Source organism: Cognatundibacterium squillarum, from assembly GCF_014652435.1.
Classification (GTDB): domain Bacteria; phylum Pseudomonadota; class Gammaproteobacteria; order Burkholderiales; family Burkholderiaceae_D; genus Undibacterium; species Undibacterium squillarum.
Map to the genome: position 1 here is coordinate 19,419 of NZ_BMYU01000006.1, position 24,263 is coordinate 43,681.

The 24,263-nt window shown below is 53.8% G+C and carries 19 protein-coding genes and 1 riboswitch; of the genes, 10 read left to right on the forward strand and 9 right to left on the reverse strand.

All coding sequences use genetic code 11. From position 1 onward, the window contains the following. Window positions 1-51: 51 nt before the first annotated feature. The 3 genes from IE092_RS12400 to IE092_RS12410 form a co-directional block, all read right to left on the reverse strand. Window positions 52-300 (reverse strand): YdcH family protein, encoded by a 249-nt coding sequence (locus tag IE092_RS12400; protein WP_189357511.1) that lies wholly within the window; start codon window positions 298-300, stop codon window positions 52-54. A 346-nt stretch (window positions 301-646) separates the two neighbouring features. Further along, a complete protein-coding gene (locus tag IE092_RS12405) occupies window positions 647-1,090 on the reverse strand; it encodes a DUF2147 domain-containing protein (protein ID WP_189357512.1) in 444 nt (147 codons plus the stop codon). 102 nt (window positions 1,091-1,192) lie between these two features. Further along, complete coding sequence (locus IE092_RS12410; RefSeq protein ID WP_189357513.1) at window positions 1,193-4,078, reverse strand: valine--tRNA ligase; 2,886 nt, start codon at window positions 4,076-4,078, stop codon at window positions 1,193-1,195. Between the two features lie 342 nt (window positions 4,079-4,420). On the opposite strand from IE092_RS12410, the gene IE092_RS12415 reads away from it, so the two are divergent. The 6 genes from IE092_RS12415 to thiE all read left to right on the forward strand — a co-directional run bounded on the left by IE092_RS12415 (window position 4,421) and on the right by thiE (window position 11,201). Continuing rightward, window positions 4,421-6,511 (forward strand): tetratricopeptide repeat-containing diguanylate cyclase, encoded by a 2,091-nt coding sequence (locus IE092_RS12415; RefSeq protein ID WP_189357514.1) that lies wholly within the window; start codon window positions 4,421-4,423, stop codon window positions 6,509-6,511. Window positions 6,512-6,633: 122 nt separating this feature from the next. Further along, window positions 6,634-6,730, forward strand: a riboswitch (TPP riboswitch). A gap of 60 nt (window positions 6,731-6,790) precedes the next feature. Further along, window positions 6,791-8,704, forward strand: coding sequence for a phosphomethylpyrimidine synthase ThiC (thiC, locus tag IE092_RS12420; protein WP_189357515.1), 1,914 nt, complete (start codon window positions 6,791-6,793; stop codon window positions 8,702-8,704). Further along, window positions 8,701-8,910, forward strand: coding sequence for a sulfur carrier protein ThiS (gene thiS / locus IE092_RS12425; protein WP_189357516.1), 210 nt, complete (start codon window positions 8,701-8,703; stop codon window positions 8,908-8,910). The genes thiC and thiS overlap by 4 nt, the downstream gene beginning before the upstream one ends. Window positions 8,911-8,976: 66 nt before the next feature. Continuing rightward, window positions 8,977-9,768, forward strand: a complete 792-nt coding sequence (locus IE092_RS12430; protein WP_189357517.1) for a thiazole synthase — start codon at window positions 8,977-8,979, stop codon at window positions 9,766-9,768. Beyond that, entirely contained in the window at window positions 9,768-10,562 is a 795-nt protein-coding gene (gene thiD, locus IE092_RS12435; protein WP_189357518.1) for a bifunctional hydroxymethylpyrimidine kinase/phosphomethylpyrimidine kinase, read from the forward strand. Before IE092_RS12430 ends, thiD begins: the two co-directional genes overlap by 1 nt. A gap of 12 nt (window positions 10,563-10,574) precedes the next feature. Then, window positions 10,575-11,201, forward strand: coding sequence for a thiamine phosphate synthase (gene thiE / locus IE092_RS12440; RefSeq protein WP_373295335.1), 627 nt, complete (start codon window positions 10,575-10,577; stop codon window positions 11,199-11,201). Window positions 11,202-11,746: 545 nt separating this feature from the next. Here thiE and IE092_RS12445 read toward each other — a convergent pair. Continuing rightward, on the reverse strand, window positions 11,747-12,475 hold the full coding sequence (locus IE092_RS12445) for a hypothetical protein (RefSeq protein WP_189357520.1): 729 nt from the start codon (window positions 12,473-12,475) through the stop codon (window positions 11,747-11,749). A 165-nt stretch (window positions 12,476-12,640) separates the two neighbouring features. On the opposite strand from IE092_RS12445, the gene IE092_RS12450 reads away from it, so the two are divergent. Together IE092_RS12450 and IE092_RS12455 are read left to right on the forward strand one after the other, a co-directional pair. Further along, the gene (locus IE092_RS12450; protein ID WP_189357521.1) at window positions 12,641-14,929 is read left to right on the forward strand and encodes a UvrD-helicase domain-containing protein; all 2,289 of its coding nucleotides are present in this window, start codon (window positions 12,641-12,643) and stop codon (window positions 14,927-14,929) included. Between the two features lie 81 nt (window positions 14,930-15,010). After that, window positions 15,011-16,273: a putative Na+/H+ antiporter gene (locus tag IE092_RS12455; RefSeq protein ID WP_189357522.1), complete on the forward strand. Its 1,263-nt coding sequence runs from the start codon at window positions 15,011-15,013 to the stop codon at window positions 16,271-16,273. A gap of 81 nt (window positions 16,274-16,354) precedes the next feature. Here IE092_RS12455 and IE092_RS12460 read toward each other — a convergent pair whose 3' ends face one another. Together IE092_RS12460 and coq7 are read right to left on the reverse strand one after the other, a co-directional pair. Further along, window positions 16,355-18,004: a methyl-accepting chemotaxis protein gene (locus IE092_RS12460; protein ID WP_189357523.1), complete on the reverse strand. Its 1,650-nt coding sequence runs from the start codon at window positions 18,002-18,004 to the stop codon at window positions 16,355-16,357. Window positions 18,005-18,377: 373 nt separating this feature from the next. Continuing rightward, window positions 18,378-19,010, reverse strand: coding sequence for a 2-polyprenyl-3-methyl-6-methoxy-1,4-benzoquinone monooxygenase (gene coq7, locus IE092_RS12465; protein WP_189357524.1), 633 nt, complete (start codon window positions 19,008-19,010; stop codon window positions 18,378-18,380). A gap of 189 nt (window positions 19,011-19,199) precedes the next feature. Between coq7 and IE092_RS12470 the strand changes: the two genes are divergently transcribed. Both IE092_RS12470 and IE092_RS12475 read left to right on the forward strand, forming a co-directional pair. Next, window positions 19,200-20,351 (forward strand): porin, encoded by a 1,152-nt coding sequence (locus IE092_RS12470; RefSeq protein WP_268249278.1) that lies wholly within the window; start codon window positions 19,200-19,202, stop codon window positions 20,349-20,351. Between the two features lie 305 nt (window positions 20,352-20,656). Continuing rightward, window positions 20,657-21,694, forward strand: a complete 1,038-nt coding sequence (locus tag IE092_RS12475) for a porin (protein WP_189357526.1) — start codon at window positions 20,657-20,659, stop codon at window positions 21,692-21,694. Window positions 21,695-21,979: 285 nt separating this feature from the next. Here the strand turns inward: IE092_RS12475 and ruvB are convergent, their stop codons facing one another. The 3 genes from ruvB to ruvC all read right to left on the reverse strand — a co-directional run bounded on the left by ruvB (window position 21,980) and on the right by ruvC (window position 24,248). After that, window positions 21,980-23,026, reverse strand: a complete 1,047-nt coding sequence (ruvB, locus tag IE092_RS12480; RefSeq protein WP_189357527.1) for a Holliday junction branch migration DNA helicase RuvB — start codon at window positions 23,024-23,026, stop codon at window positions 21,980-21,982. Between the two features lie 14 nt (window positions 23,027-23,040). Continuing rightward, a complete protein-coding gene (gene ruvA, locus IE092_RS12485) occupies window positions 23,041-23,622 on the reverse strand; it encodes a Holliday junction branch migration protein RuvA (RefSeq protein WP_189357528.1) in 582 nt (193 codons plus the stop codon). Between the two features lie 83 nt (window positions 23,623-23,705). Beyond that, window positions 23,706-24,248, reverse strand: a complete 543-nt coding sequence (ruvC, locus tag IE092_RS12490; RefSeq protein ID WP_189357705.1) for a crossover junction endodeoxyribonuclease RuvC — start codon at window positions 24,246-24,248, stop codon at window positions 23,706-23,708. Between the last annotated feature and the right edge of the window lie 15 nt (window positions 24,249-24,263).

Genomic DNA, 24,263 nt, shown 5'->3' on the forward strand with positions numbered 1-24,263 from the left:
CCGGTAAAAGAAAGCGGATACCGTGTTTCCGGTATCCGCTGGCCTGAAGTATCAGGCTTTTCCTGCAGTTTGCAGAATATGGAACAGCTGATCTTTCAGGCTGATACGGACTTTTTTCAGGTTTTCCAGATCCGCATCACCAAGGTGCTCAACGCCTGTTTCTGCGCGGACGATGGCTTTGTCAGTATCGTCATATTCACCGAACAGTTTGGCGAAGTGCGCGTTATTCATTTTCAGATGATGAATCGCATCTTTGTGCTCAGGGAATTCAGTTGCCAGGGGATGATGTTCAACTTGCATAACGACTCCTATAAAATCAGTCAGGATTGCCAGGTGAAAAAAAGCGGAAACGCGGCGACGTGAATGACGTCCGTAACACGTTTCTCATTTTTTTCAGTTAAGAAAACTTTGTTACATTCATCGTATTCCTATAGGCGTAATTCATAATGATGTATATCAAGTCAGATGAATTCGGGGTGCTGATTTTGTCTGACAATCCGCTGCTTCCGACGTGGTGATGGCTGCAACTGGTATGCTTGCTCCGGCTTATGGCCTGTGCTTGCAAAGCAAATAAAAAAGGGAGCATTTGCTCCCTTTGTTTTCATCGCTGATGGCGATCCGGTGCTAATGATCCGGTGCAGCCAGATTACTGCTCACGTACCCAGGTCTGTGAACGACCGAGGAAAGGCGTGCCGATGTAGCCGCGTACATTCAGTTTTTTATTGTTATCCACCACGGTCAGTTTGCTGCTGTATGTTTTGCCATTGGCAGGGTCAATAATTTTGCCGCCATTGTATTCATCACCGTCTTTTTTCAGACCAAACAGAATGGTCATGCCGATGATAGGCTGGTCTTTGTTCGCACCGTCACATTCGGTGCATTTCGGATTCTGGTCCGCGCCGGGTTCAAGGAAGAGTTTTTCGATTTTGCCTTTGTATTCGCCACCGGTTTCGGTGATGCGGATCAGGGCTTTTGGCTTACCGGTTTTGTCGTCAATGTTTTTCCACAGACCTACCGGCGTATCGTCTGCATGAGCGAAGGGAGCGATCAGAACAGTGCTCAGGATGGCGAGCAGGGTAAAGCGTTTCATTGTTGTCTCCTGTCAAAAAAGCAGCTTTATTTGACAGGATTGTACGTGGTGAATTTGCTCACCACGTACAATTTTTTAGAGCTCAGGCTTTAACTGTGCGGTTCATGCTGCAGGCAGGCGGGAGAACTGCTCACGCAGTTTATCCAGCGTCGCGGAGAATGCGCTCAGACGCGCTTTTTCCTGCTCCACCACAGCCGCCGGTGCACGGGCTACAAAACTTTCATTGCCCAGTTTGGCCTGTGCTTTACCGATTTCGCCTTCCAGACGGGCAATCTCTTTGCTCAGACGTTCACGTTCTGCAGCAACATCGATTTCCACTTTCAGCATCAGACGCGAAGTACCGACCACGGATACCGGTGCCGGTGACTCCGGCAGCGCATCGACGACCTGTACTTCAGACAGTTTTGCCAGTGCCTGCAGATACGGTGCAAATGACAGCAGACGGGCTTTATCTTCTGCATTCGCCGCTTCCAGCAGCAGCGGTACGCGCTGAGCAGGAGAAATCTGCATTTCACCACGCAGGTTACGGCAGGCATCGGTCATCGCTTTCAGTGCTGCCATCCAGCTTTCGGCTTCTTCACTGATGTTTTCAGCGACTGGCAGCGGGAATGGCTGCAGCATGATGGTGTCGCCATCCGCTTTCAGAGTTTTGCCTGCCAGCGGTGCTACGGTTTGCCACAGTTGTTCCGTGATGAAAGGAATCACCGGATGCGCCAGACGCAGCACGACTTCCAGTACGCGCAACAGGGTGCGGCGGGTAGCACGTTGCTGTGTTTCGCTGCCGGTCTGAATCTGCACTTTGGCGACTTCCAGATACCAGTCACAGTATTCATCCCAGACAAATTTGTAGATCGCTGAAGCGATATTGTCGAAACGGTAGTCGGCGAAACCTTTTTCCACTTCCATTTCGGCGCGTTGCAGCGTGGAAATGATCCAGCGGTCAGCATCGGAATAAGACAGGTCAGCATCGGTGACGTCTGCACCGAAACCGCAGTCTTTGCCTTCAGTATTCATCAGCACGAAACGGGTGGCGTTCCACAGCTTATTGCAGAAGTTGCGATAGCCTTCGCAGCGACCCAGATCGAAGTTGATATTGCGGCCCAGCGACGCGTAGCTGGCCATGGTGAAGCGCAGCGCATCGGTACCATAGGCCGGAATGCCGTCCGGGAATTCTTTGCGGGTGGCTTTGTCGATGCTGGCAGCCTGTTTCGGATTCATCAGGCCAACGGTACGTTTGCCCACCAGATCTTCCAGCTGAATGCCGTCGATCAGATCAATCGGATCTAAAGTATTACCTTTAGATTTAGACATTTTCTGACCCTGCGAATCACGCACCAGTCCGTGTACATACACGGTTTTGAACGGTACCTGACCGGTGAAATGCAGGGTCATCATGACCATACGTGCCACCCAGAAGAAAATGATGTCAAAGCCGGTCACCAGTACCGATGATGGCAGGAAGTGACGCATGTCCGGTGTCTGTTCCGGCCAGCCCAGTGTGGAGAAAGGAACCAGTGCGGACGAAAACCAGGTATCCAGTACGTCGTCGTCACGCTTCAGATTGCCCTGGTAACCGGCTGCATCGGCTTTAGCGCGTGCTTCGCCTTCATTGCGCGCAACGAAGACTTCGCCGTTATCACCGTACCATGCCGGAATCTGATGTCCCCACCACAGCTGACGGGAAATACACCAGTCCTGAATATTGTTCAGCCACTGGTTATAAGTATTGGTCCAGTTTTCCGGTACGAATTTGATCTCGCCGTTATTCACTTTTTCGAGTGCGACTTCGGCAATGGATTTACCCGGGAAGAATGTGCCTTCCGGTGCCGGTTTGCTCATTGCCATAAACCACTGGTCGGTCAGCATCGGTTCAATCACAACACCGGTACGGTCGCCGCGCGGCACCATCAGTTTGTGTGGTTTGACTTCTGCCAGCAAGCCTTGTGCATCCAGATCAGCAATCATGCGCTTACGGGCTTCGAAGCGATTCATACCGCGATAAGTTTCCGGCGCGTTGTCACTGATTTTCGCGTCCAGCGTCAGGATGGAAATCATTTCCAGCTGATGACGCTGACCCACAGCGTAATCATTGAAATCATGTGCCGGTGTGATTTTCACGCAGCCGGTACCGAAGGCTTTATCCACATAGGTGTCAGCAATGACAGGGATTTCGCGGCCGGTCAGCGGCAGTTTCAGCAGTTTGCCGACCAGTGCGCTGTAACGGGTATCGGTAGGATCGACTGCGACAGCAACGTCACCCAGCAGCGTTTCCGGACGGGTGGTTGCGACTACGATGTAATTGCGATCTTCCCATTCGGTCGCGTTACCGGCTTCATCAAATGCGACCGGGAACTGGTAGCTGCTGCCATCCGCAAACGGATAGCGGATATGCCACATGGAACCATCTTCTTCTTCCGACACTACTTCCAGATCGGATACGGCTGTGCCCAGTACCGGGTCCCAGTTAACCAGACGTTTGCCGCGGTAAATCAGACCTTGTTCCACCAGACGGACGAATACTTCGGTAACGGATTTGGAGCGCTCTGCATCCATGGTGAAGTATTCACGGTCCCAATCTGCAGAAGCACCAATACGGCGCATCTGGCCGGTAATGGTGGAGCCGGATTTTTCTTTCCATTCCCAGACTTTTTCCAGGAATTTTTCACGGCCCAGATCGTGACGTGAAATCTTTTGTGCATCCAGCTGACGCTCTACCACGATTTGGGTTGCGATACCGGCATGGTCAGTGCCCGGAATCCACGCGGTGTTATGGCCGCGCATACGGTAGTAGCGGGTCAGGCCATCCATGATGGTCTGATTGAATGCGTGACCCATGTGCAGCGTACCGGTCACATTCGGTGGTGGCAGCTGAATTGCAAATGAAGGCTTCGCATCATCCATGGTTGCGGCAAAGTAGCCGCGGCTTTCCCATTCGGCACGCCAGTGCTTTTCGATATCGGCAGGTTCAAAAGATTTCGCTAATTCCATGATGATCTGTTGTTGTATGCTAAACCGTTGATTATAAATGAGAGCATCGTCGCCTCAGTGCAAATTCCTGGGATCGCTGCAGAAAATTCTGCTATTTTTCGTGTCCCCGCTGCTGTTGGCATGCCGACAACTGAGAAATCTGTGCGGGATCTGAAATTTTGCAGAATATTGCAAATAAAATATCTTTATGCCTGTTGATTCTTAACAACTGTTTTACGCTGGTTTGCAGAAATTAACGTATTGAATCTTCAGTTTTTTCAACAAAAAATGGTTTTTACGATTACAGTGGCAGCATATTCATATCGCATCGCCGGCGATATTGCATAAATTCAAAGATCTCTTATGTCTGTTCACTCTGCTTTTGTCCGTACCGTTTCCATTTGCATGCTGGCTGTCGCTGTGCACTGGCCGGTAACAGCACATGCGGACGACACCAGAGAACTGACACGCATCATCGAGATCGTGACACTGGCTGATACGGATAATCAGACGGCTATCCAGCAACTGGAGGCCTTGCGTTCTGCACAGAATGATAAGACCAGCAAGCGCGTTAAACTTGAAACGATCAGAGCACTGAGTGGCCTGTATTACGATGCCGGTAAAGTACAGGTCTCGGATGATATGTTGCGCGAATTGCAGCAGCTGGCCGCAGAAATAGGCGATGAGAATGCGCTGATGATTGCGGACATTATGCGCTCCGGCCAGATGATGGAAGCCGGGCAAAATGCACAGGCTTTGCAATTACTGAAGAATCTGGAAGGTAAATTGTCTGCCCGCGCTGAACCGGATGTACGGTTCAGGCTGAGCAGCGCGTTGGGTTTTGCCTATTATCAGACAGGTAATTTTGAGGCAGCACAACGCTATTACCTCGATGCACTGAAGAAAACGGATGATCTGGTTTTCCGCAGAATTCAGCGCCGAATTTATGCGCTGGATGCACTGGCCAAGTTGTATGCGAATATGCGTGACCCGGAGAAGGCGCTGACAACCATACGCGAAGCCCTGGAATTGTCACCGCTGGCCCGTGCGCCGAAAATCTATTCCTCATTATCTATGAGTGAAGGTTTCGCTTTGTCGCAACTGGGACGACATGATGAAGCCATGCAGGCGTATCAGCGTACCCTGAAAATGGCGCGTGAATACGCCATGCCGTTGGTCGAATTGCTGTGTCTGGCGAATATTGGTGATTATTATCTGACCAAACAGGACTATAAGCTGGCGGAGCGTTATTCCAGAGATGCATTGCAAATGGCAGAATCACTGGGGGACAAGGCTTCCGCCGCAGTGGCCAGGGTGAATATCGGTCTGGCACTGGGTGGACAGGGCAAGGTGCAGCAAGGTGGTGAAATGATAGAAACCGTGCTGAAACCGATGATAGAGGCTGAGCAAATTGTCGATGCTGAAGCCATACTCGGTGAACTGGCCGGCATGTATGAGCGTAATGGCTGGTTTAAGGAAGCGCTGATTACCGTGCGTCAGCAGCAAAAATTAAGCGAGCAACTGTTTCGCTCTGATCGTGCCAAAGCCGTAGCAGCAATGCAGGAACAGTTTCAGGCGGAACAGCGTCAGAAAAAAATCGAATTACTGGCGCGCGAAAATGATCTGAAAGATGCCGAGCTGAATAATCGTCGGTTACAGCAAATTGTGATGGCACTGGGCGGGGTGATTGCGGTCATGGCCGGTTTTTTTGTGTATCTGCTGTATCGCAGGGTGCAGCGTGTGAACCAGAAATTGGTGGAAGTGAACAGCCAGCTTGAGTTCCATGCGGTGCGGGATCCGCTGACCGGCTTGTTTAACCGTCGCTCCTTCGTGGATCTGATGAAGAAGCGTACTCAGCAGACTGAAACTGAACGACGCGAAGCGCGAATTGAATATCCGGACGGCCTGATTCTGATGGATATCGATCACTTCAAGCAAATCAACGATATTCTCGGCCATGCCGCCGGTGACGCGGTACTGATCGAAGTGGCACGCCGCTTGCGCGAAACCGTGCGTGAATCCGATATGGTATTGCGCTGGGGTGGTGAAGAGTTCCTGATTTTCACACCGCATGCGGCACCGGATCAGATTGCCGTTCTGGTCGAGCGTGTGCTGAATGCGATTGGCGAAACCCAGATACAGGCGGGTGACCGAAAAATTCAGGTCACGGTGACGGCAGGCTTTATCTCCTTGCCGTTTGCCGGTCTGGATGAATCGGTATGCGGTTGGGAAAAAGCTTTGCAGATTGCTGATATGGCACTCTATCTTGGGAAAGCAAACGGTCGTAACCGCGCCTATGGTATCGCCGGTCTGAAAACCCGCTCGGAAGCCATGATACAAGTGCTGGAGCAGGATCTGGCTGCGGCGATAAAAACCGGTATGGTGGATATGGCGGAGGTACACGGACCAGCCCGTTTTGAAGCAACCGGCTTCGCCCAGTTTGAACCACACTGATGCTGCATGGCAGCATCGTTTATTCCGGCTAATCACGCATGAATTGCACATGAATTGTGCATAAGTCTGACTCTGTTCTGAAAATTCCCGTTATAATTCGGCGCGCATTGCTACTCGCAATGCGTGATTGCTAGGGGTCCTGCCGCATTGCGGCGGGTGAGAAATACCCTCGAACCTGATCTGGATAATGCCAGCGAAGGGAAGCACCGTTTTAGTCCTGTTCTCAGGCCATCTCCGGAATTCCTTTGCTGGCTCCATGCCAAACGCAAAGGAGCCAAATTGAACGCCAACCCGCAATTTTTATCGTCTACCGCAAAGGTGGATGAAGCTGCAGTCAAGCCACTGCCGAATTCCCGTAAAGTCTATGTCACCGGCAGCCGTCCGGATATCCGCGTTCCTATGCGCGAGATTTCTCAGGCAGATACGCCGGTCAGTTTCGGCGCAGAAAAAAATCCGCCGGTGTATGTGTATGACACTTCTGGTATTTACACCGATCCGGATGCCAGCATTGATATCCGTTCCGGTCTGCCTGCGCTGCGCGCTGCGTGGATTGCTGAGCGTGCGGACACTGAAGAACTCGACGGACCAACGTCTGCTTACGGTATTGAACGTCTGCAAGATCCGAAACTGGCAGAACTGCGCTTTAACCTGAGCCGCAAACCGCGCCGTGCACTGGCCGGTAAAAACGTGACTCAGATGCATTACGCACGTCAGGGCATCATCACACCGGAAATGGAATATGTCGCGATCCGCGAAAATCTGCGTCGTCGTGAATATTTAGAAAATCTGCGCGCTTCCGGTCCTATGGGCGAGCGTACTGCGGATCTGATGGGACGTCAGCATCCGGGCCAGTCTTTCGGCGCTGCGATTCCGGCAGAAATCACACCGGAATTTGTGCGTGATGAAATTGCACGCGGCCGTGCGATTATCCCGATGAACATCAACCATCCGGAAATCGAACCGATGATTATCGGTCGTAATTTCCTGGTCAAAATCAATGCAAACATCGGTAATTCGGCAGTGACATCGTCGATCGGTGAAGAAGTTGAGAAAATGACCTGGGCGATCCGCTGGGGTGGCGATACCGTGATGGATTTGTCCACCGGTAAACATATCCACGAAACCCGTGAATGGATTATCCGCAATTCACCAGTGCCGATCGGTACTGTTCCGATTTATCAGGCACTGGAAAAAGTGAATGGCAAAGCGGAAGACCTGACCTGGGAAATTTTCCGCGATACGCTGATCGAACAGGCAGAGCAGGGCGTGGATTACTTCACCATCCACGCCGGTGTGCGTCTGCAATACGTGCCGCTGACTGCCAAACGTCTGACCGGTATCGTGTCCCGCGGTGGTTCGATTATGGCGAAATGGTGTCTGGCGCATCACAAGGAAAATTTCCTGTACACCCATTTCGAAGAGATCTGCGAAATCATGAAAGCCTATGACGTGTCTTTCAGTCTGGGCGACGGCTTGCGTCCGGGTTCTGTGTACGATGCGAATGATGAAGCACAGCTGGGTGAATTGCGTACGCTGGGTGAACTGACCCAGATCGCATGGAAACACGATGTGCAGGTCATGATTGAAGGGCCGGGGCATGTTCCTATGCAGATGATCAAAGAAAACATGGATCTGCAACTGGAACACTGCCACGAAGCGCCGTTCTACACACTGGGCCCGCTGACTACCGATATCGCACCGGGTTACGACCACATTACGTCCGGCATCGGCGCGGCGCAGATTGGCTGGTACGGTACCGCGATGCTGTGCTACGTGACACCGAAAGAACATCTGGGTCTGCCGAATAAAGCTGACGTCAAAGACGGCATCATCACTTACAAAATTGCCGCGCATGCAGCTGATCTGGCGAAAGGTCATCCGGGTGCGCAAATCCGTGATAACGCCTTGTCCAAAGCACGTTTTGAATTCCGCTGGGAAGATCAGTTCAATCTGGGACTGGATCCGGATAAAGCGCGTGAATTCCATGACGAAACCCTGCCAAAAGATTCCGCCAAAGTCGCGCATTTCTGTTCGATGTGCGGCCCGCATTTCTGCTCCATGAAAATCACGCAGGAAGTGCGTGAATTCGCTGCCGCCAACGGTGTCAGCGAAACCGATGCGCTGAAAAAAGGCATGGAAGTGAAAGCGGTGGAGTTTGTGAAAAACGGCGCTGAAATCTACAAAAAGCAATGAGTACGATCACGATACAACTGAATGGCGAAGCGCGCAGCTGGGATGCGACTGCGCCGGTAGCAGCGCTGATTGACGAGCTGCAACTGACAAATAAAGCGGTGGCGGTGGCGGTGAACCGCGAAATCGTCACCCGTGCCCGCTGGCAGCAGCATCAGCTGCAGGCCGGTGATCAGGTCGATATCGTGCGTGCCATCGGTGGTGGTTAATCACTGACACTGCGGGCGGGTATTTGCCTGCCCGCAGTATGCAGACCAATGATAAGGAACAGATGAATGAATACTCAGGCAGACACCGGCTTAACGATTGCCGGCAAAACCTATCAGTCCCGCCTGCTGGTGGGCAGTGGTAAATATAAAGATCTGGAGCAAACCCGCGAAGCAACCGAAGCCAGCGGTGCAGACATCATCACAGTAGCGATCCGCCGTGTGAATATCGGTCAGGACCCGAATGCACCGAGCCTGCTGGATGTGGTGCCGCCAAGCCGTTACACCATCCTGCCGAATTCTGCCGGTTGCTATAACGCAAAAGACGCGATTTACACGCTGCAGCTCGGACGTGAATTACTCGGTGGTCACAAGCTATGCAAACTGGAAGTGCTGGGAGATGAGAAAACCCTGTTTCCGAATATGCCGGAAACCCTGAAAGCAGCTGAAGTACTGGTGAAAGACGGTTTCGATGTGATGGTGTATTGCAGCGATGATCCGATTCAGGCACGTATGCTGGAAGACATCGGTTGCGTGGCGGTCATGCCACTGGCATCGCTGATCGGTTCCGGCATGGGTATTTTAAATCCGTGGAATCTGTCGCTGATTATCGAGCAGTCCAAAGTACCGGTGCTGGTGGATGCCGGTGTCGGTACTGCATCGGATGCTGCGATTGCGATGGAACTGGGTTGCGACGGCGTGCTGATGAATACCGCGATTGCCGGCGCCAAAGATCCGGTGCGCATGGCGCGTGCGATGAAGCTGGCGGTGGAAAGTGGCCGCGAAGCTTTCCTCGCCGGTCGTATGCCGCGTAAATTCGCTGCATCGCCATCGTCACCGATGGCAGGCCGCGTGGTCTGATGCACGGCAGCGATAAGCCGCTGGTGCTGGTGCTGGCCGGGCATGATCCCGGCGGCGGTGCCGGCATCATGGCGGATGCGGAAGCGATTGCGGCGCAGGGCGCACATGCACTGACTGTGATTACGGCACTGACCGTGCAGGATCATAACCGTGTGTATGCGGTGCATCCGGTGTCGCCGGAGATCGTTGTGCATCAGCTGGATGTGTTCAGCCGCTGCTATCGTTTTGCGGCGATCAAAATCGGGATTGTCGGCAGTGCAGCGATGGCGACGCTGCTGGCGCAGCGGATTGCCCAGTTACGCACACAGCAACCGGATTTGCCGGTGGTGCTGGATACCGTGCTCGGCAGCGGGCACGGCGACAGACTGGGTGTGGATGATGCGGTGCAATCGCTGCAGCCTTTGCTGCAACAGGCAACGCTGCTGACACCGAATCTGCCGGAGCTTGCAAGACTGAGTGCGATGCCGCAGGCAGACTGGCGTACGCAGCTGGCGGCGTGGATGCCATCGCAGTCTGCGGACGTGCTGGTGAAAGGCGGACACAGCGATGAGCAAGCTGTACGCAATGTCTGGTTCCGTCAGCCGGATTGTCATGCGCAGCAGGAATGGCAGTGGCCGCGTTTGTCCGGTGAATTTCATGGCAGTGGCTGTACGCTGGCGGCGGCGATTGCCGGACAGCTGGCAGGCGGCGCAGCCATGTCGGAAGCGCTGGCCCGTGCGCAAGCCTACACGCAGCGCACACTGGAACGGGCATTTGCCGTCGGTGCCGGACAGAAAATTCCGGCCAGATCTTAAGTGGATAATTGAATTATGGAACAACAACATCAAACCCTGCGTGGTTTGTATATCGTGACACCGGACTGGGACGATACCGCCCGCTTGCTGGCAGTGACTGAACAAGCACTGCTTGGCGGCGCAGCGATCGTGCAGTACCGGCATAAAACTGCGCAACCGGTGCAGCGTATGGAGCAGGCAGCGGCATTGCTTAGCCTGTGCCGTCAGTATCAGAAACCGCTGATCATCAATGATCATCTGGATTTGTGTCAGGCGCTGGATGCCGACGGTTTGCATGTCGGCGGTACGGATATTGATGTCGCTGCGGCGCGGGCTGCGCTTGGTGAGCACAAAATTGTCGGCGCATCCTGCTACGGTGATGTGCAGCGCGCAAAAGATGCCGCTGCTGCCGGTGCCAGTTACATTGCCTTCGGTGGTTTTTATCCGTCGCGTATCAAAAAATACGATTTCCGCACGGAGTACGATATCGTCAGCGAGGCAGCCGGCATCGGTTTGCCGCGCGTGGTGATTGGCGGGATGACGCTGGAAAATTGCAAGCCGCTGGTACAGCGCGGCAGTGAAATGGTGGCAGTGATCAGCAGTGTGTATTTTGAGGAAGATCCGCAAGCGGCAGCACGCGCATTTGCGGCATTGTTCTGACGATTTCAGACTTGCGCTGACGGCCTTATTTCTGCCAGCAAAAAGCACGGTTCACCGCGCGGTGTTCCGTGCTTTTTTATTCTGATCAGCTGCGTTCGCTGACGCCTGCTTTGGCAGCGCAGCTTACTAGAACTCATTTCATAAATAGCCACGAGTGCGAACGCGAGATGCCGGGATGCAGTGCGCGGCGTCGTTGCGCAGCACAGGCTGGTGCCTGTGCAAGCGACGCAACAAAGCAATGCGCCCGGCACCTCCGTTCCCGGAGGGTTTGCCTCATAGCGCACGCTGGACAGCGTTGGACGCGTTGTGAATAGCACCGCTATTCACTGCCTTGTCCGCCTTGCCAGCCCGCGCTATGAGACAAACGCATCTCGCGGGTATTGATGAAATGAGTTCTAGCGACCCTGTGGCGCGCTGCGAGGGCTGAAAATGCCTGAAATGCGGCTTTCAGCACAGCGATCCGGCGGTCGTCGGCAGAAAGTCCGGGTCTCAGAAAAGTGCAGATGACGATATTTGCACAATCCTAAGCGCTGAAGACGCGCTGATTACTTTTCGCTGGCGCTGTTGACCGGATCTTCCGGTTCCTTACCTTCTTCGGTTTTCGATGGTTTCGGGTCCAGCGTTGCCACGTTCAGACGATCCAGCGTGGTCAGTACACCGGCGCTCAGCGCATCGCCTTCCAGTTTTTCACATCCTTTCGGGCGCGGCTTCGCGCCGGCAGGGCAGAACCAGACGCTTTGTTTGCCTTCTTCCGGATAATAGAAAATCAGCATGTCGGATGCATCGCGGATATTCATCGCCTTATCCAGCAATTCCGGCGGGAATTTGCCGCCGCTGGTTTTCAGGATGTAATCGCGCAGCTTCGGTACGCCGTTGACGCTGATCTCTTTGGTTTCTTTGTTATGCGGCGCATGGAAACCGAGAATGGTTTTTTTGTAATTCTTTTCTTCGATGATCTGACGTTCAGTACCGGCCATGAACATCACAGCACACGACGAAACGCAATAGCCTTTGACCGACGTATTGATATTGTTTTTGCGGATCAGATCAGCAATGCCGTAAGCCGCCGTTAAATCGCCGCCACGGCTTTCCGCCAGCACCACGTGTTTGACCGGCGCGCGCGACAATTCCTGACGGAACGGTGCCAGATCTTCACGCACGACCGGGCCGTACAGAATCAGGTTGGTATCCAGACGCAGTATCGTCATGGCATGGCCGGTGGCGGGAATCAGGGAAATCAGGCTGGCAGCCACGAGGGAAAGAATCTGACGCATGGAAGTTCCGGGTGAAAAGATTGAACGGGTATTATGCTGCTTTCTGCATCTGACGCCAATGAAAGCCCGGAGTTCCTGCCGGCGAGCGCGAAATCATGCGGCAAAAATCCGCATTTCACCTGTGTAAATGTCCAGTAGTCCTCGTCTGAACGTATAATCGGGTTTATGCAAAATTTACTTCACAATCTCAATCAGGAGCAGCTGCAGGCCGTGACGCTACCGGCCCAGTCTGCGCTCATTCTGGCGGGTGCCGGCTCCGGCAAAACCCGGGTGCTGACCACGCGCATTGCCTGGCTGATCCAGACCGGACAAATTTCTTCCGGCGGTGTGCTGGCGGTGACTTTTACCAATAAAGCCGCCAAGGAAATGCTGGTGCGTTTATCGGCGATGCTGCCGGTGAATACCCGTGGCATGTGGATAGGCACTTTCCACGGCCTGTGTAACCGCCTGCTGCGCGCCCATCACCGCGATGCCGGTTTGCCGCAAACCTTCCAGATCATGGATTCTGCTGATCAGATGGCGTTCATTAAACGTCTGCTGAAAGCGAATCAGATTGATGATGAAAAGTTTCCGCCGAAAACGCTGATGTATTTCATCAACAGCGCCAAAGAGCAGGGCCTGCGTCCGCGTGAAGTGGATGCCTATGATGAATTCAACCGCAAGCTGGTGCAGATCTACGAAATGTATGAACAGCAATGCCAGCGTGAAGGCGTGGTGGATTTTGCAGAGTTGCTGCTGCGCACCTACGAAATGCTGGTGCACAATCAGCCGCTGCGCGAGCATTATCAGGCGCGTTTCCGCCATATTCTGGTCGATGAGTTTCAGGATACCAATGACCTGCAATACCGCTGGCTGAAGCTGCTGGCCGGTGTCGGCACACGCGCACCGGCAGCGGTGTTTGCGGTCGGTGATGATGATCAGAGTATTTACGCTTTCCGTGGCGCAAACGTCGGCAATATGACGGCGTTTGAGCAGGAATTTGCGGTCGAAAACCTGATCAAGCTGGAACAAAACTACCGTTCGCATGGTCATATTCTGGATAGCGCGAATATCCTGATTGCGAATAACAGCAAGCGTCTGGGTAAAAATCTGCGCACCGATGCCGGACAAGGCGAACAGGTGCGCGTGATGGAAGCCAGCAGCGATATTCAGGAAGCGAACTGGATTCTGGATGAGGTGCGCAGTCTGGTACGCGAAGGCTCGCCGTACAATGAAATCGCGGTGCTGTACCGTTCCAATGCGCAGTCTCGTGTGATCGAACATGCCTTGTTCAGCGCGAATATGCCTTACCGCGTGTATGGCGGTTTGCGCTTCTTCGAGCGTGCAGAGATCAAGCATGCCATTGCGTATCTGCAACTGATGGATAACCCGCACAATGATGCAGCCTTCCTGCGGGTGGTGAATTTCCCGGCACGCGGTATCGGTGCGCGTTCGCTGGAGCAATTGCAGGATGCAGCGCGTCAGCATCAGTTATCGCTGTATGCGGCTGTGCCGTATGTGGCCGGTAAAGCCGGTGCAACCATGGGCCAGTTCGTGCGTCTGATCGAAAGCACGCGCTTTGAAACACAAAGCATGCCGCTGCCGGAAATGGTGGACATGGTGCTGGAACGCAGTCAGTTGAAGCAGCATTATCTGACCGAAAAAGAAGGCGCTGACCGCGTAGAAAACTTAGAGCAGCTGGTCAATGCGGCGGTACTGTTTGTGTCTGAAGAAGGCTTCGGTAAAGATGCGCCGGCATTTGCCGGACCGCGCGCTGAAAACATCACCGTCATCAGCAGCGGCGATGTGCAGATCGTTGATGCGGAAGCCGCGTTACCGGCGGTGATGTCGCCACTGGCCGCTTTCCTGTCGCATGCTTCGCTGGAAGCCGGTGATAATCAGGCGCAGGCGGGTCAGGATGCGCTGCAACTGATGACGGTGCACTCTGCCAAAGGTCTGGAGTTCAATAATGTGTTCATCACCGGTCTGGAAGAAGGTTTGTTCCCGCATGAAAACAGTGCGCAGGAAGAAGCCGGACTGGAAGAAGAGCGCCGCCTGATGTATGTCGCAATTACGCGCGCACGCCGCCGTTTGTATCTGAGCTTTTCGCAAACCCGTATGCTGCATGGTCAGACCCGCTACAACCTGCGTTCACGCTTCCTCGATGAATTACCGGAAGAATCGCTGAAATGGTTGTCGCCGCAGACAAAACCGGGCTGGTTCTCGCCACCGCGTAAAGCCGCATGGGATGATAATCCGTCCAGCGGCGCGAATCAGATTGCCAGCCAGATGCGCAAGCAGGGCGGGCAGGACAATGGCTGGCGTCCGGGGCAAAACGTATCACATCCTAAGTTTGGTGAAGGTGTGATCGTGCAGCTGGAAGGCAGCGGCAGTCAGGCACGCGCCCATATCAATTTTGGAAAATTCGGGATGAAGCTGCTGGATCTCAGCATCGCCAAACTCGAAAAAATCTGACAGCACGGCTGAAGCAGGCCGTGTCTGTCTTCACGGCCTGCCGCCTTGCGGCGCAGCGCCGTACAGGAAAGGAGCCTTGTGATGAGTTTTACCCCTGTCATGCAATATACGGCGGCGGCCATTTTCGGCCTCGCACTGATGCATACCTTCTCGACTAAGTACTTTCTGGAACTGGCGCATAAAAGCCGGCACCATGCGGGTTTATTCCATTTGCTCGGGGAAGTGGAAGTCGTATTCGGCTTCTGGGCCTTTATTCTGGTCGGCAGCATGGCATTGCTGCAAACACCGGCTGACGCGGTGCATTATCTGGAAGCGCAGAATTTCACCGAACCACTTTTTGTATTTGCGATTCTGGTGATTGCCGGCACGCGCCCGATTTTGTGGACGGTGGAAAGCATGGTTAACCGGATCAGCACTGTGCTGCCGTTTCACCGCGCTTTGTCTGCATATTTGTTATGCCTGACCTTTGTACCTTTGCTGGGTTCGCTGATTACCGAACCGGCAGCCATGACGCTGGCAGCACTGATGCTGCGCGACCGTATCTTTAAACAGAATGTCAGTCAGCGTATGAAGTATCTGACGCTGGCCACGCTGTTTGTGAATATCTCTATCGGCGGTGTGCTGACTTCATTTGCCGCACCACCGGTGCTGATGGTGGCCGAAAAGTGGGGCTGGAGCACGCCGTTTATGGCAACGGTATTCGGCTGGAAAGCAGCCTGCGCAGTTTTTATTAATGGTTTATTGTTAACTGTTTTCTTTAAAAAAGAATTGTTGTCGCTGCAGGCAGATAAGCCGGAAGAAAATCAGGAAAGCATTCCGCTTTCAGTGGTCTTCATGCATCTGGCTTTTATGGCGGCAACCGTCGTGTTTGCGCATTATCCGGTCGTGTTCATTGGTTTGTTTCTGTTTTTCCTCGGCTTTACCGAAGCTTATCAGCGATATCAGGACAGACTGATGCTGCGCGAGGGTTTGCTGGTGGCATTCTTCCTTGCCGGGCTGGTGGTACTGGGTGGCTTGCAGCAATGGTGGCTGCAGCCTTTGCTGGCAGGAATGAGCGACAAAGTGTTATTTGCCGGTGCAGTATCGCTGACTGCACTGACCGACAATGCGGCGCTGACCTATCTGGGATCGCTGGTGGAAGGTTTGCCTGCCAGCGCACAATATGCGCTGGTTGCCGGTGCAGTGACCGGCGGTGGTTTAACTGTGGTGGCGAATGCGCCGAATCCGGCGGGCTATGCGATTCTGAAATCCGAATTTGAAGATCAGGCTGTCAGTCCATTGTGGCTGTTGTTATCGGCGCTGCTGCCGACTGCGGTTGCCGCATTTTTCTTTCTGATGTTCTGAGTCAGATTTTCTGCCGCAAAACAAAAAGCGCTGCTATGGGAAACCATCAGCAGCGCTTTTTGTTTGTAAATCACGACGGTTTCAGCGTAAGCGCGGATGGCGTGCCGCCGGTGCTCCCGGCAATGCGCTGGCCGGACGTGCTGCACGTATGCCGGCAGGTGCAGTACCGTGCCGTTCCAGTTTGAAAACACTGATGGCCTGTTCCAGTTGCACGGTTTGTGTCGCGAGATTAGCGGCAGCATTGGCAGCCTGTTCCACCATCGCGGCATTTTGCTGCGTGACTTCATCCATCAGTCCCATCGCACTGTTCATCTGATCCACACTTTCGCGCTGTTCCAGACTGGCGACAGAAATTTCATGCAGAACCGCATTCACTTGTTTTACGGAGTTGACCAGTTGCTGCATCGTGGTGACGGCTTCTTCCACAATCTTGTTGCCGCTGTTGACCTTGCTGACGGAAGTATCAATGAGCGTTTTGATATCTTTGGCCGCACCGGCAGAGCGTTGCGCCAGACTCCGTACTTCATTCGCAACGACGGCAAAGCCGCGCCCTTGCTCACCGGCACGCGCTGCTTCAACGGCCGCATTCAGTGCGAGGATATTGGTCTGAAACGCGATGCCGTCAATCAGACTGATAATGCTTTCGATCTGACGCGCAGACTGACTGATTTCCTGCATGGTTTCACCGACTTTGCTGACCATCTCTCCGCCTTTGGCGGCAACTGCCGTGGTGGCATCGGCAAGGCGACTGGCTTCGGCTGCGCTTTCAGAGTTCTGGCGTATGGTGTCGGCAAACTGTTCCATGCTGGTCGCGGTTTCTTCCAGACTGGATGCCTGCGATTCGGTACGGCCTGATAAATCCATATTCGCAGCTGCAATTTCTTCTGTACCGATACGAATTTCACCCGCATTCCGCGACACATCAATCACGATGGAATGCAGATTGATATGCATCTGACGCAATGCCTGTTGCAGTTGTCCCATTTCTGTCTGATCACCCGGCGGGATTTCATGGGTCAGATCGCCGCCCGCAATCGCACGTGCTGCACGCACTGCAGACTGTACCGGGTTCAGCAAGCGGGTATGGATGACGTACCACTGGTACAGCAGTACAAAACTCAGGAAAGCCAGTGCGGCAGCGTTGGCTGCAGTGAGTCCGGCCTCCGCGATATACGCAGTGCCGAAGCCGAGCAGGCCAGCGAGACTGACACTCATTCCCAGCGCCAGACGTGGCTTGGCTGCCAGACTGAATTTGCGCCACAGACGTGCTGTCAGCGTGTCCGGCAGTAAATGTCCGTTACGCAGCAACAGGCCGGTCGGTTTGCCTTCACGCATCAGCCGGTACAGATTTTCTGCGGCATCAATTTCTGCGCGGGCAGGGCGGGTACGTACTGACATATAGCCGGTTACTTGTCCGTCTTCGATGAGTGGTGTCACGTTGGCTTTGACCCAGTAATGATCGCCGTTTTTACAACGGTTCTTGACCAGACCGGTCCAGGGCATTCCGTTTTTGATGGTGTCCCACAAATCACCGAATGCAGCAGGCGGCATATCGGGATGACGAATCAGATTGTGCGGCTTGCCGATCAGTTCTTCTTCGGTAAATCCGCTGATTTCGATGAAGTAAGGGTTGCAGTAAGTGATACGACCTTTGAGGTCTGTCTTGGATACGATGGACTGGCCATCCGCCATGACAATTTCTTTGCCTGTCACTGGCGTGTTGATTCGCATAGGTGTCTCCGCGTCAATGCGTCACTGCCCGCAATATTGGCTGCTTCAGTCACAGCTTAGTACACGTTCTGCCATTCGTCTTCCTCTGCGCAACACAGAGAAGAGCGACGGTTTGTGTATCCGTGCCTGACGGTCAGCCTATCAGACTGAGGCGGGAGTGAAGATCAGAATTTTTCAAGGCGCTCATTAAAACACAGAAGTAAAGAGAAAAGTGCTGTACGGCAACTTTTTGTTGCGAGGAATTATTCAAATGTGAAGGGCGGGCATAGCCGTAAGCTATGCCGGTGCGGGGAAGGGAATATGCTGACGTGAGATGCGTCGATGCCGCGGACGCTGCAGGTGGTTGTCTGCAGCGAAGGAGCGGGATGTGTTGCTAGATGTGATATGCCGTGGTGGTCATCACTTTGGCCATGCCTTTCATCAGCATGCGTACCGGCAGCGGTGTTTCAGATGCGCCCAGCGATTGCGCAGTGGCACCGTGCGAAATTTCATCAACCCGCATTTGTTCAACGATGGCGCGTGACTTCAGATCCTGTTCCGGCAATTTGGATAAATGTCCGGCCAGATGTGCTTCCACCTGTTTTTCGGTTTCCACCACAAACCCGAGGCTGGCTGCATCGCCGCATTTTGCTGCGATCACTCCGCAGGTATAAGCACCGGCGTACCAGAGCGGATTCAGCAGGCTTGGGCGCGAATTCAATTCCTTCAGGCGGCGCGCAGTCCAGGCAAGATGATCTTCTTCTTCCACGCCGCAATGCGCCAGTTCTCTTGCCACTTCCGGTGTTTGCGAAAACGCACCCTGTGCGTCGTACAGCGCTTGTGCGCAGATTTCGCCGACATGATTTACCCGCATCAGTCCGGCAGCATGGCGTTTTTCTTCATCGCTCAGTGCGGCTTCGGACATCCCTGCATCCGGATCAGGGCGAGAGCTGCGGTGCTGGGCTGAAATCGTGCGCAGTGCACGGTCAAATCCGATGATCAGACGGTCTACGGACAAATTTTGCATGTTGGTATCCGGCGAAAATAACAAACCGCTATTTTAAAGCAGCTTACCGGGTTCCTGCCTTTACGCCAGCGCAACAAGAGGGGAAGTAGTTTTGTGGGCCGGATGCGGTGCGCCTGATTCCGCCTTGTATTTCGGCACATTGTGTTTTAACAATGTAATGATCGGCGTTGAACATATTTCGGGGGAATCATGCTCAGGGCGGGAATTTTTTGCATTCTGTTGCTGCTAACGGCAGCAGCCTCGGCACAGTCACAGCTCACTTTGTATGGGGTGATTGATGCAGGGCTGATTTACAACACGCATCAGGCAGCCGGTGACGGCAGCCGTTTTTCAGTGGAGTCCGGCGCTTTGCAGGTGTCGCGCTGGGGCTTGCGTGGCAGCGAGCAAATTGATCCGGATATGCGCATACTTTTTTCTCTGGAATCCACGCTGAATCATGATACCGGCAGCGCCGGTGCCGGATTCGGTGGGAATCAGTTCAGTCAGAATGGTACATCAACGTCCTTATTTGACCGTGCTGCATGGCTGGGTGTCAGTGGTCGTTACGGAACGCTGACCGCCGGGCGTCAGAACATTCTGGGTGTGGAGTCTGTCGGTCGTGCCGATCCTGCTGATCTGGCACATGCGGCAACTAATCCGAATGTTTTGCTCAGCGGGATGTATGCCGGGGCGTTGTACGGCGGATTCGGCAGCAACCGCGGTGGCGCGGCGTTACGACAGAATAATGCGCTGAAGTATCTCTCGCCCGCCGTTGAAGGCAGTGGCTTTGCGCTGATGTATGCACCCGGTGAGCAGGCGGCCAGTGTGCGTTCCTCCTCTTACGCGGGTGTGTCGGCGTATTACAGCAACGGACGCGATGGTGTTGCCGCCGCTTACGGTGTATTTCGTGACCAGACCGGCGCGGCAAGTCTTGAAGCGTGGGCGGCCGGGGTAAAATGGCGACCCTCTGAGCAGTGGACGGTCAGGGCAAGTTTTGCGGGCGATGTTGTCCGCGGGGACATCACCATTCCCATGCCCGGAAACCCGCAGGCAAATGCCAATGGCCGGCGTATCACGGTTGGTGGTATCGGTGTGGATTATCAGCATTTTCCGGCACTGGTATCGACTGTCGCTGCATACCAGTCGCGTCGCAGTGGTGATGTGCCGGGGCGCGCAGCACAGTATCTGGTGATTACAAAATACAGTCTGAGCGGACGAACCGTGCTGTATGGCTCACTGACACTGGCGGTTGCAGCTTCTCCCGCACCGCAGGATACGATGCTGGCGCTGGGCATCATCGGGATCGGCAGCGGCTACCGTTCAGCGTGGCGGGTGGCGAGTGGCATGCAGCACGTTTTCTGACGAATTCTGCAGCGCAGAATCGGATAAATTGTCCGGAAAAACATCCGGAAAAATGAATTCTGCATAGTGCTAAGGGTTAATACTTATTTTGTTATTTTTTTGAAAATTTTGGTTGTGAATTAACGACATAATCCCGCTTATTTCCTGCAACTGGGACGATTTTGCTTGGCTAGGCAGTATGAATTTTGGTCAAATAGCCTATAACTTAAAATCGAATCAGTAGTGATCAGTAGTGGATGCTTTTTTCTGACTGGGTTTCATCGAAAACGGCATCATCCACTCCCTTTCATCCTTTGGAGAAAACAATGAAAAAATCCCTCATCGCTCTGTCAGTTCTGGCAGCTGTTGCAGGTTCTGCACAAGCACAATCTTCCGTAACCGTCTACGGTGTTCTGGACATGGCATTCAATGCTGAACACAACGGTACTGGTGCCCCAGGTAACAAATTTGCAGTAGACAGCGGTATTCAATCCGGTTCCCGTCTGGGTTTCAAAGGTTCTGAAGACCTGGGTAACGGTCTGAAAGCTAACTTCAAACTGGAAATGGGCGTGAATGCTGACGAAGGCAAATCCGCTCAGGGTGGTCTGGCATTCGGCCGCGCAGCATGGGTAGGTCTGTCTGGTGACTTCGGTTCCGTACAAATCGGTCGTCAGAACAAACCGATTTTCGACGCAGTTGATGCAGTTGATCCGTTCAGCACCGGTATCATCGGTGGTAACGCAGGTTCTTCCACTTCTGCAACTGGTCTGGGTAACTTGGTTTTCGCAACCAACCCACGTATCAACAACTCTATCAACTACTCTACTAACAACCTGTCCGGCTTCCAAGCTTCCGTTCAGTACGGTGCTGGTGAGCAAGCTGGTGACGCAGGTAAAGGCCGTGGTATGGGTCTGTCTGCTTCTTACACTGCAGGTCCTCTGTTCGTGACTGGTGCTTACCAGGCTGACAACGACACAGCAGCTGTTGTGAACGCAATCAAACACGCTTTCGTTGGCGGTACTTATGACTTCGGCGTAGCAAAAGGCGCACTGTCTTTCACTAAAGTACGTTCTGACAACAATGCAACTCAGTACAAACTGTGGAGCGTTGGCGCGACAGTTCCTGTCAGCGCAGCTGGTGCAATCATCGCTTCTTACTCTTATGTAACAAACGATGCTGTTAAAACAGACAACAACTCCGGTTACTTCGGTATCGGCTACACACACTCTCTGTCCAAGCGTACTAACCTGTACACTTCCGCTTCCCGTCTGAAAAACGACAAGAACGTGAACGCAGGTGGCATCGCTTCCGGTAACGGCGCGACTGAGCTGCTGTACAACGTTGGTATCCGCCACATGTTCTGATTCTGAGTTTCTCAGAACACAGATCACAAAAAGCACCTTCGGGTGCTTTTTGTTTTTCCGGCGATGATGCATGTCAGTGGCGGGCTACTTTGCCTGTATTTCGAGCCTGCTGTGCAAATATCGTCATTTGCGTTTTGCGGAGGCCCGGACTTTCTGCCGACGACCGCCGGATCGCTATGCAGAACACCGCATTTGCGCTGTTTTCAGGCATTCCGGACATGAAAAAAGCCCGTTACGCTTGTCGGCGTAACGGGCCTGAGTCACAGAAAGACAGTGTCTCTGGGTTCAGCGGCTATTATCAGGCATCGCAACGCCGAAATGCTGATACGCCATCGCTGTTGCCATGCGTCCGCGCGGCGTGCGTTGCAGATAGCCTTGCTGAATCAGATAAGGCTCCAGCACGTCTTCTATCGTATCCCGTTCTTCACCGATGGCGGCCGCGACGTTATCCAGACCGACCGGCCCACCGCCGAATTTAAACAGAATTGCTTCCAGCAGTTTTCTGTCCATCAGATCAAAACCGACACCATCGACGTCCAGCATGCTCAGCGCGGCATCCGCCATCGCTTTGGTAATCGTGCCACTGCCTTTAACTTCTGCATAATCACGCACACGGCGCAGCAGGCGGTTGGCGATACGCGGTGTACCGCGTGAACGTTTAGCGATTTCCATTGCACCTTCCGGATCAATCGGTGCATTCAGCAGGGTGGCGGAACGGCTGACGATGCGGCACAGCTCTTCTGCGGTATAAAACTCCAGACGGGCCACAATGCCGAAACGGTCGCGCAACGGGTTAGTCAGCATACCAGCACGGGTAGTGGCACCTACCAGCGTGAAAGGTTGCAGATCGAGTTTAACCGAGCGCGCCGCCGGACCTTCACCGATCATAATATCAATCTGATAATCTTCCATCGCCGGATACAGAATTTCTTCGACGACCGGTGACAAGCGGTGAATCTCATCGATGAACAGGACATCATGCGCTTCCAGATTGGTCAGCAGCGCGGCAAGATCACCGGCACGTTCCAGCACCGGCCCGGAAGTCTGGCGCAAATTGACGCCCATTTCCCGTGCGATGATGTGGGCTAACGTGGTTTTACCCAGCCCCGGCGGTCCGAACAGCAAAGTGTGGTCGAGTGCTTCGCGGCGTTGTCGGGCGGCCTGAATAAAGATTTCCAGCTGACCACGGATTTTCTCCTGACCGACGTATTCATCCAGCTGCTTGGGACGTAATGCGCGTTCCAGCGCATCCTCGCCGCCGGGCAGATTCTGCGGCGTGATCAGACGCGGTTCGGAAAAGTCGATGCTCAGGTTATCGGTCTGGATGCTCATGGCGCAATGGGAGTTCAGGATTTAGACAAGGCTTTCAGTGCCAGCTTGATGCCTTCAGAGACACCGACATCCGCCGCCACCGATTTGAGTGCTGCGCTGGCTTCTTTCTCAGAATAACCCAGCGCCAGCAGTGCATGCAGAATATCGCCGTGCGCCGCATTGCCACCGGCTGCGCTGACCGGCGTGAACAGATCTGCCCCCAGTTTGCCTTTCAGTTCCAGTAATAAGCGTTCGGCAGTTTTTTTGCCGATACCGGGAACGCGGGTCAGGCGACCGGCTTCCTGCAGACTGACGGCCTGCGCCAGATCTGCCGCCGACATGCCGGACAAAATTGCCAGTGCCGTGCGCGCACCAACGCCGCTGATTTTGATCAGCTGGCGGAAAGTGGCACGTTCTTCGGCGGTGGCAAAGCCAAACAACACATGTGCATCTTCACGGATCGCCAGATGCGTCAGCAGCACCACTTTTTCGCCATTCGGTGGCAGATGGTAAAAGGTCGACATCGGAACATCGACTTCATAGCCCACGCCCTGACAATCGATCAGTAATTGTGGGGGATTTTTTTCGATGAGTGTTCCTGCAATGCGGCCTATCATGATCTGCCTTGTACTGTATGAATGAACAGTGATAGTAAACGATTCCGCGCTGCTTGACGAGAGATTCCGGCCGGCAAAATGTCTCAGCCGATCAGGCGGCCACCTTTAACGCGCAAGCCTTTGCGCGCCAGTTCCGGTGCGATCTGGCTCAGTGTTGCTAAGGTATCGCCGCTGTGTGCATGGCAGATCGCAACGCCAAGTGCGTCAGCGGCATCGCTGCCGGGTTTGCCGCTCAGACTCAGCAGGCGCTGCACCATGTCCTGCACCTGTGTTTTGTCTGCACGGCCTTTGCCGACCACGCCTTGTTTGACTTGCAGCGCGGTATATTCAGCTACGCTCAGATTAGCCGACACCAGTGCGCAAATTGCCGCACCGCGTGCCTGACCGAGTAGCAATGTGGATTGCGGATTGACGTTGACGAATACTTTTTCGATGGCGGCACAATCCGGCTGATACGTGCGAATGACTTCTCCGACACCTTGCAGAATGGTTTTCAGGCGCTCCGGCAGGCTGTCTTCTTTGGTCTGTATCGTACCCGATGCCACATAGCGCAAATGGTGGCCGGTTTTTTCAATCAGGCCGAAACCGGTGGTACGCAGGCCGGGATCTATGCCCAGTATCCTGATGGTGCTCATGCAGAC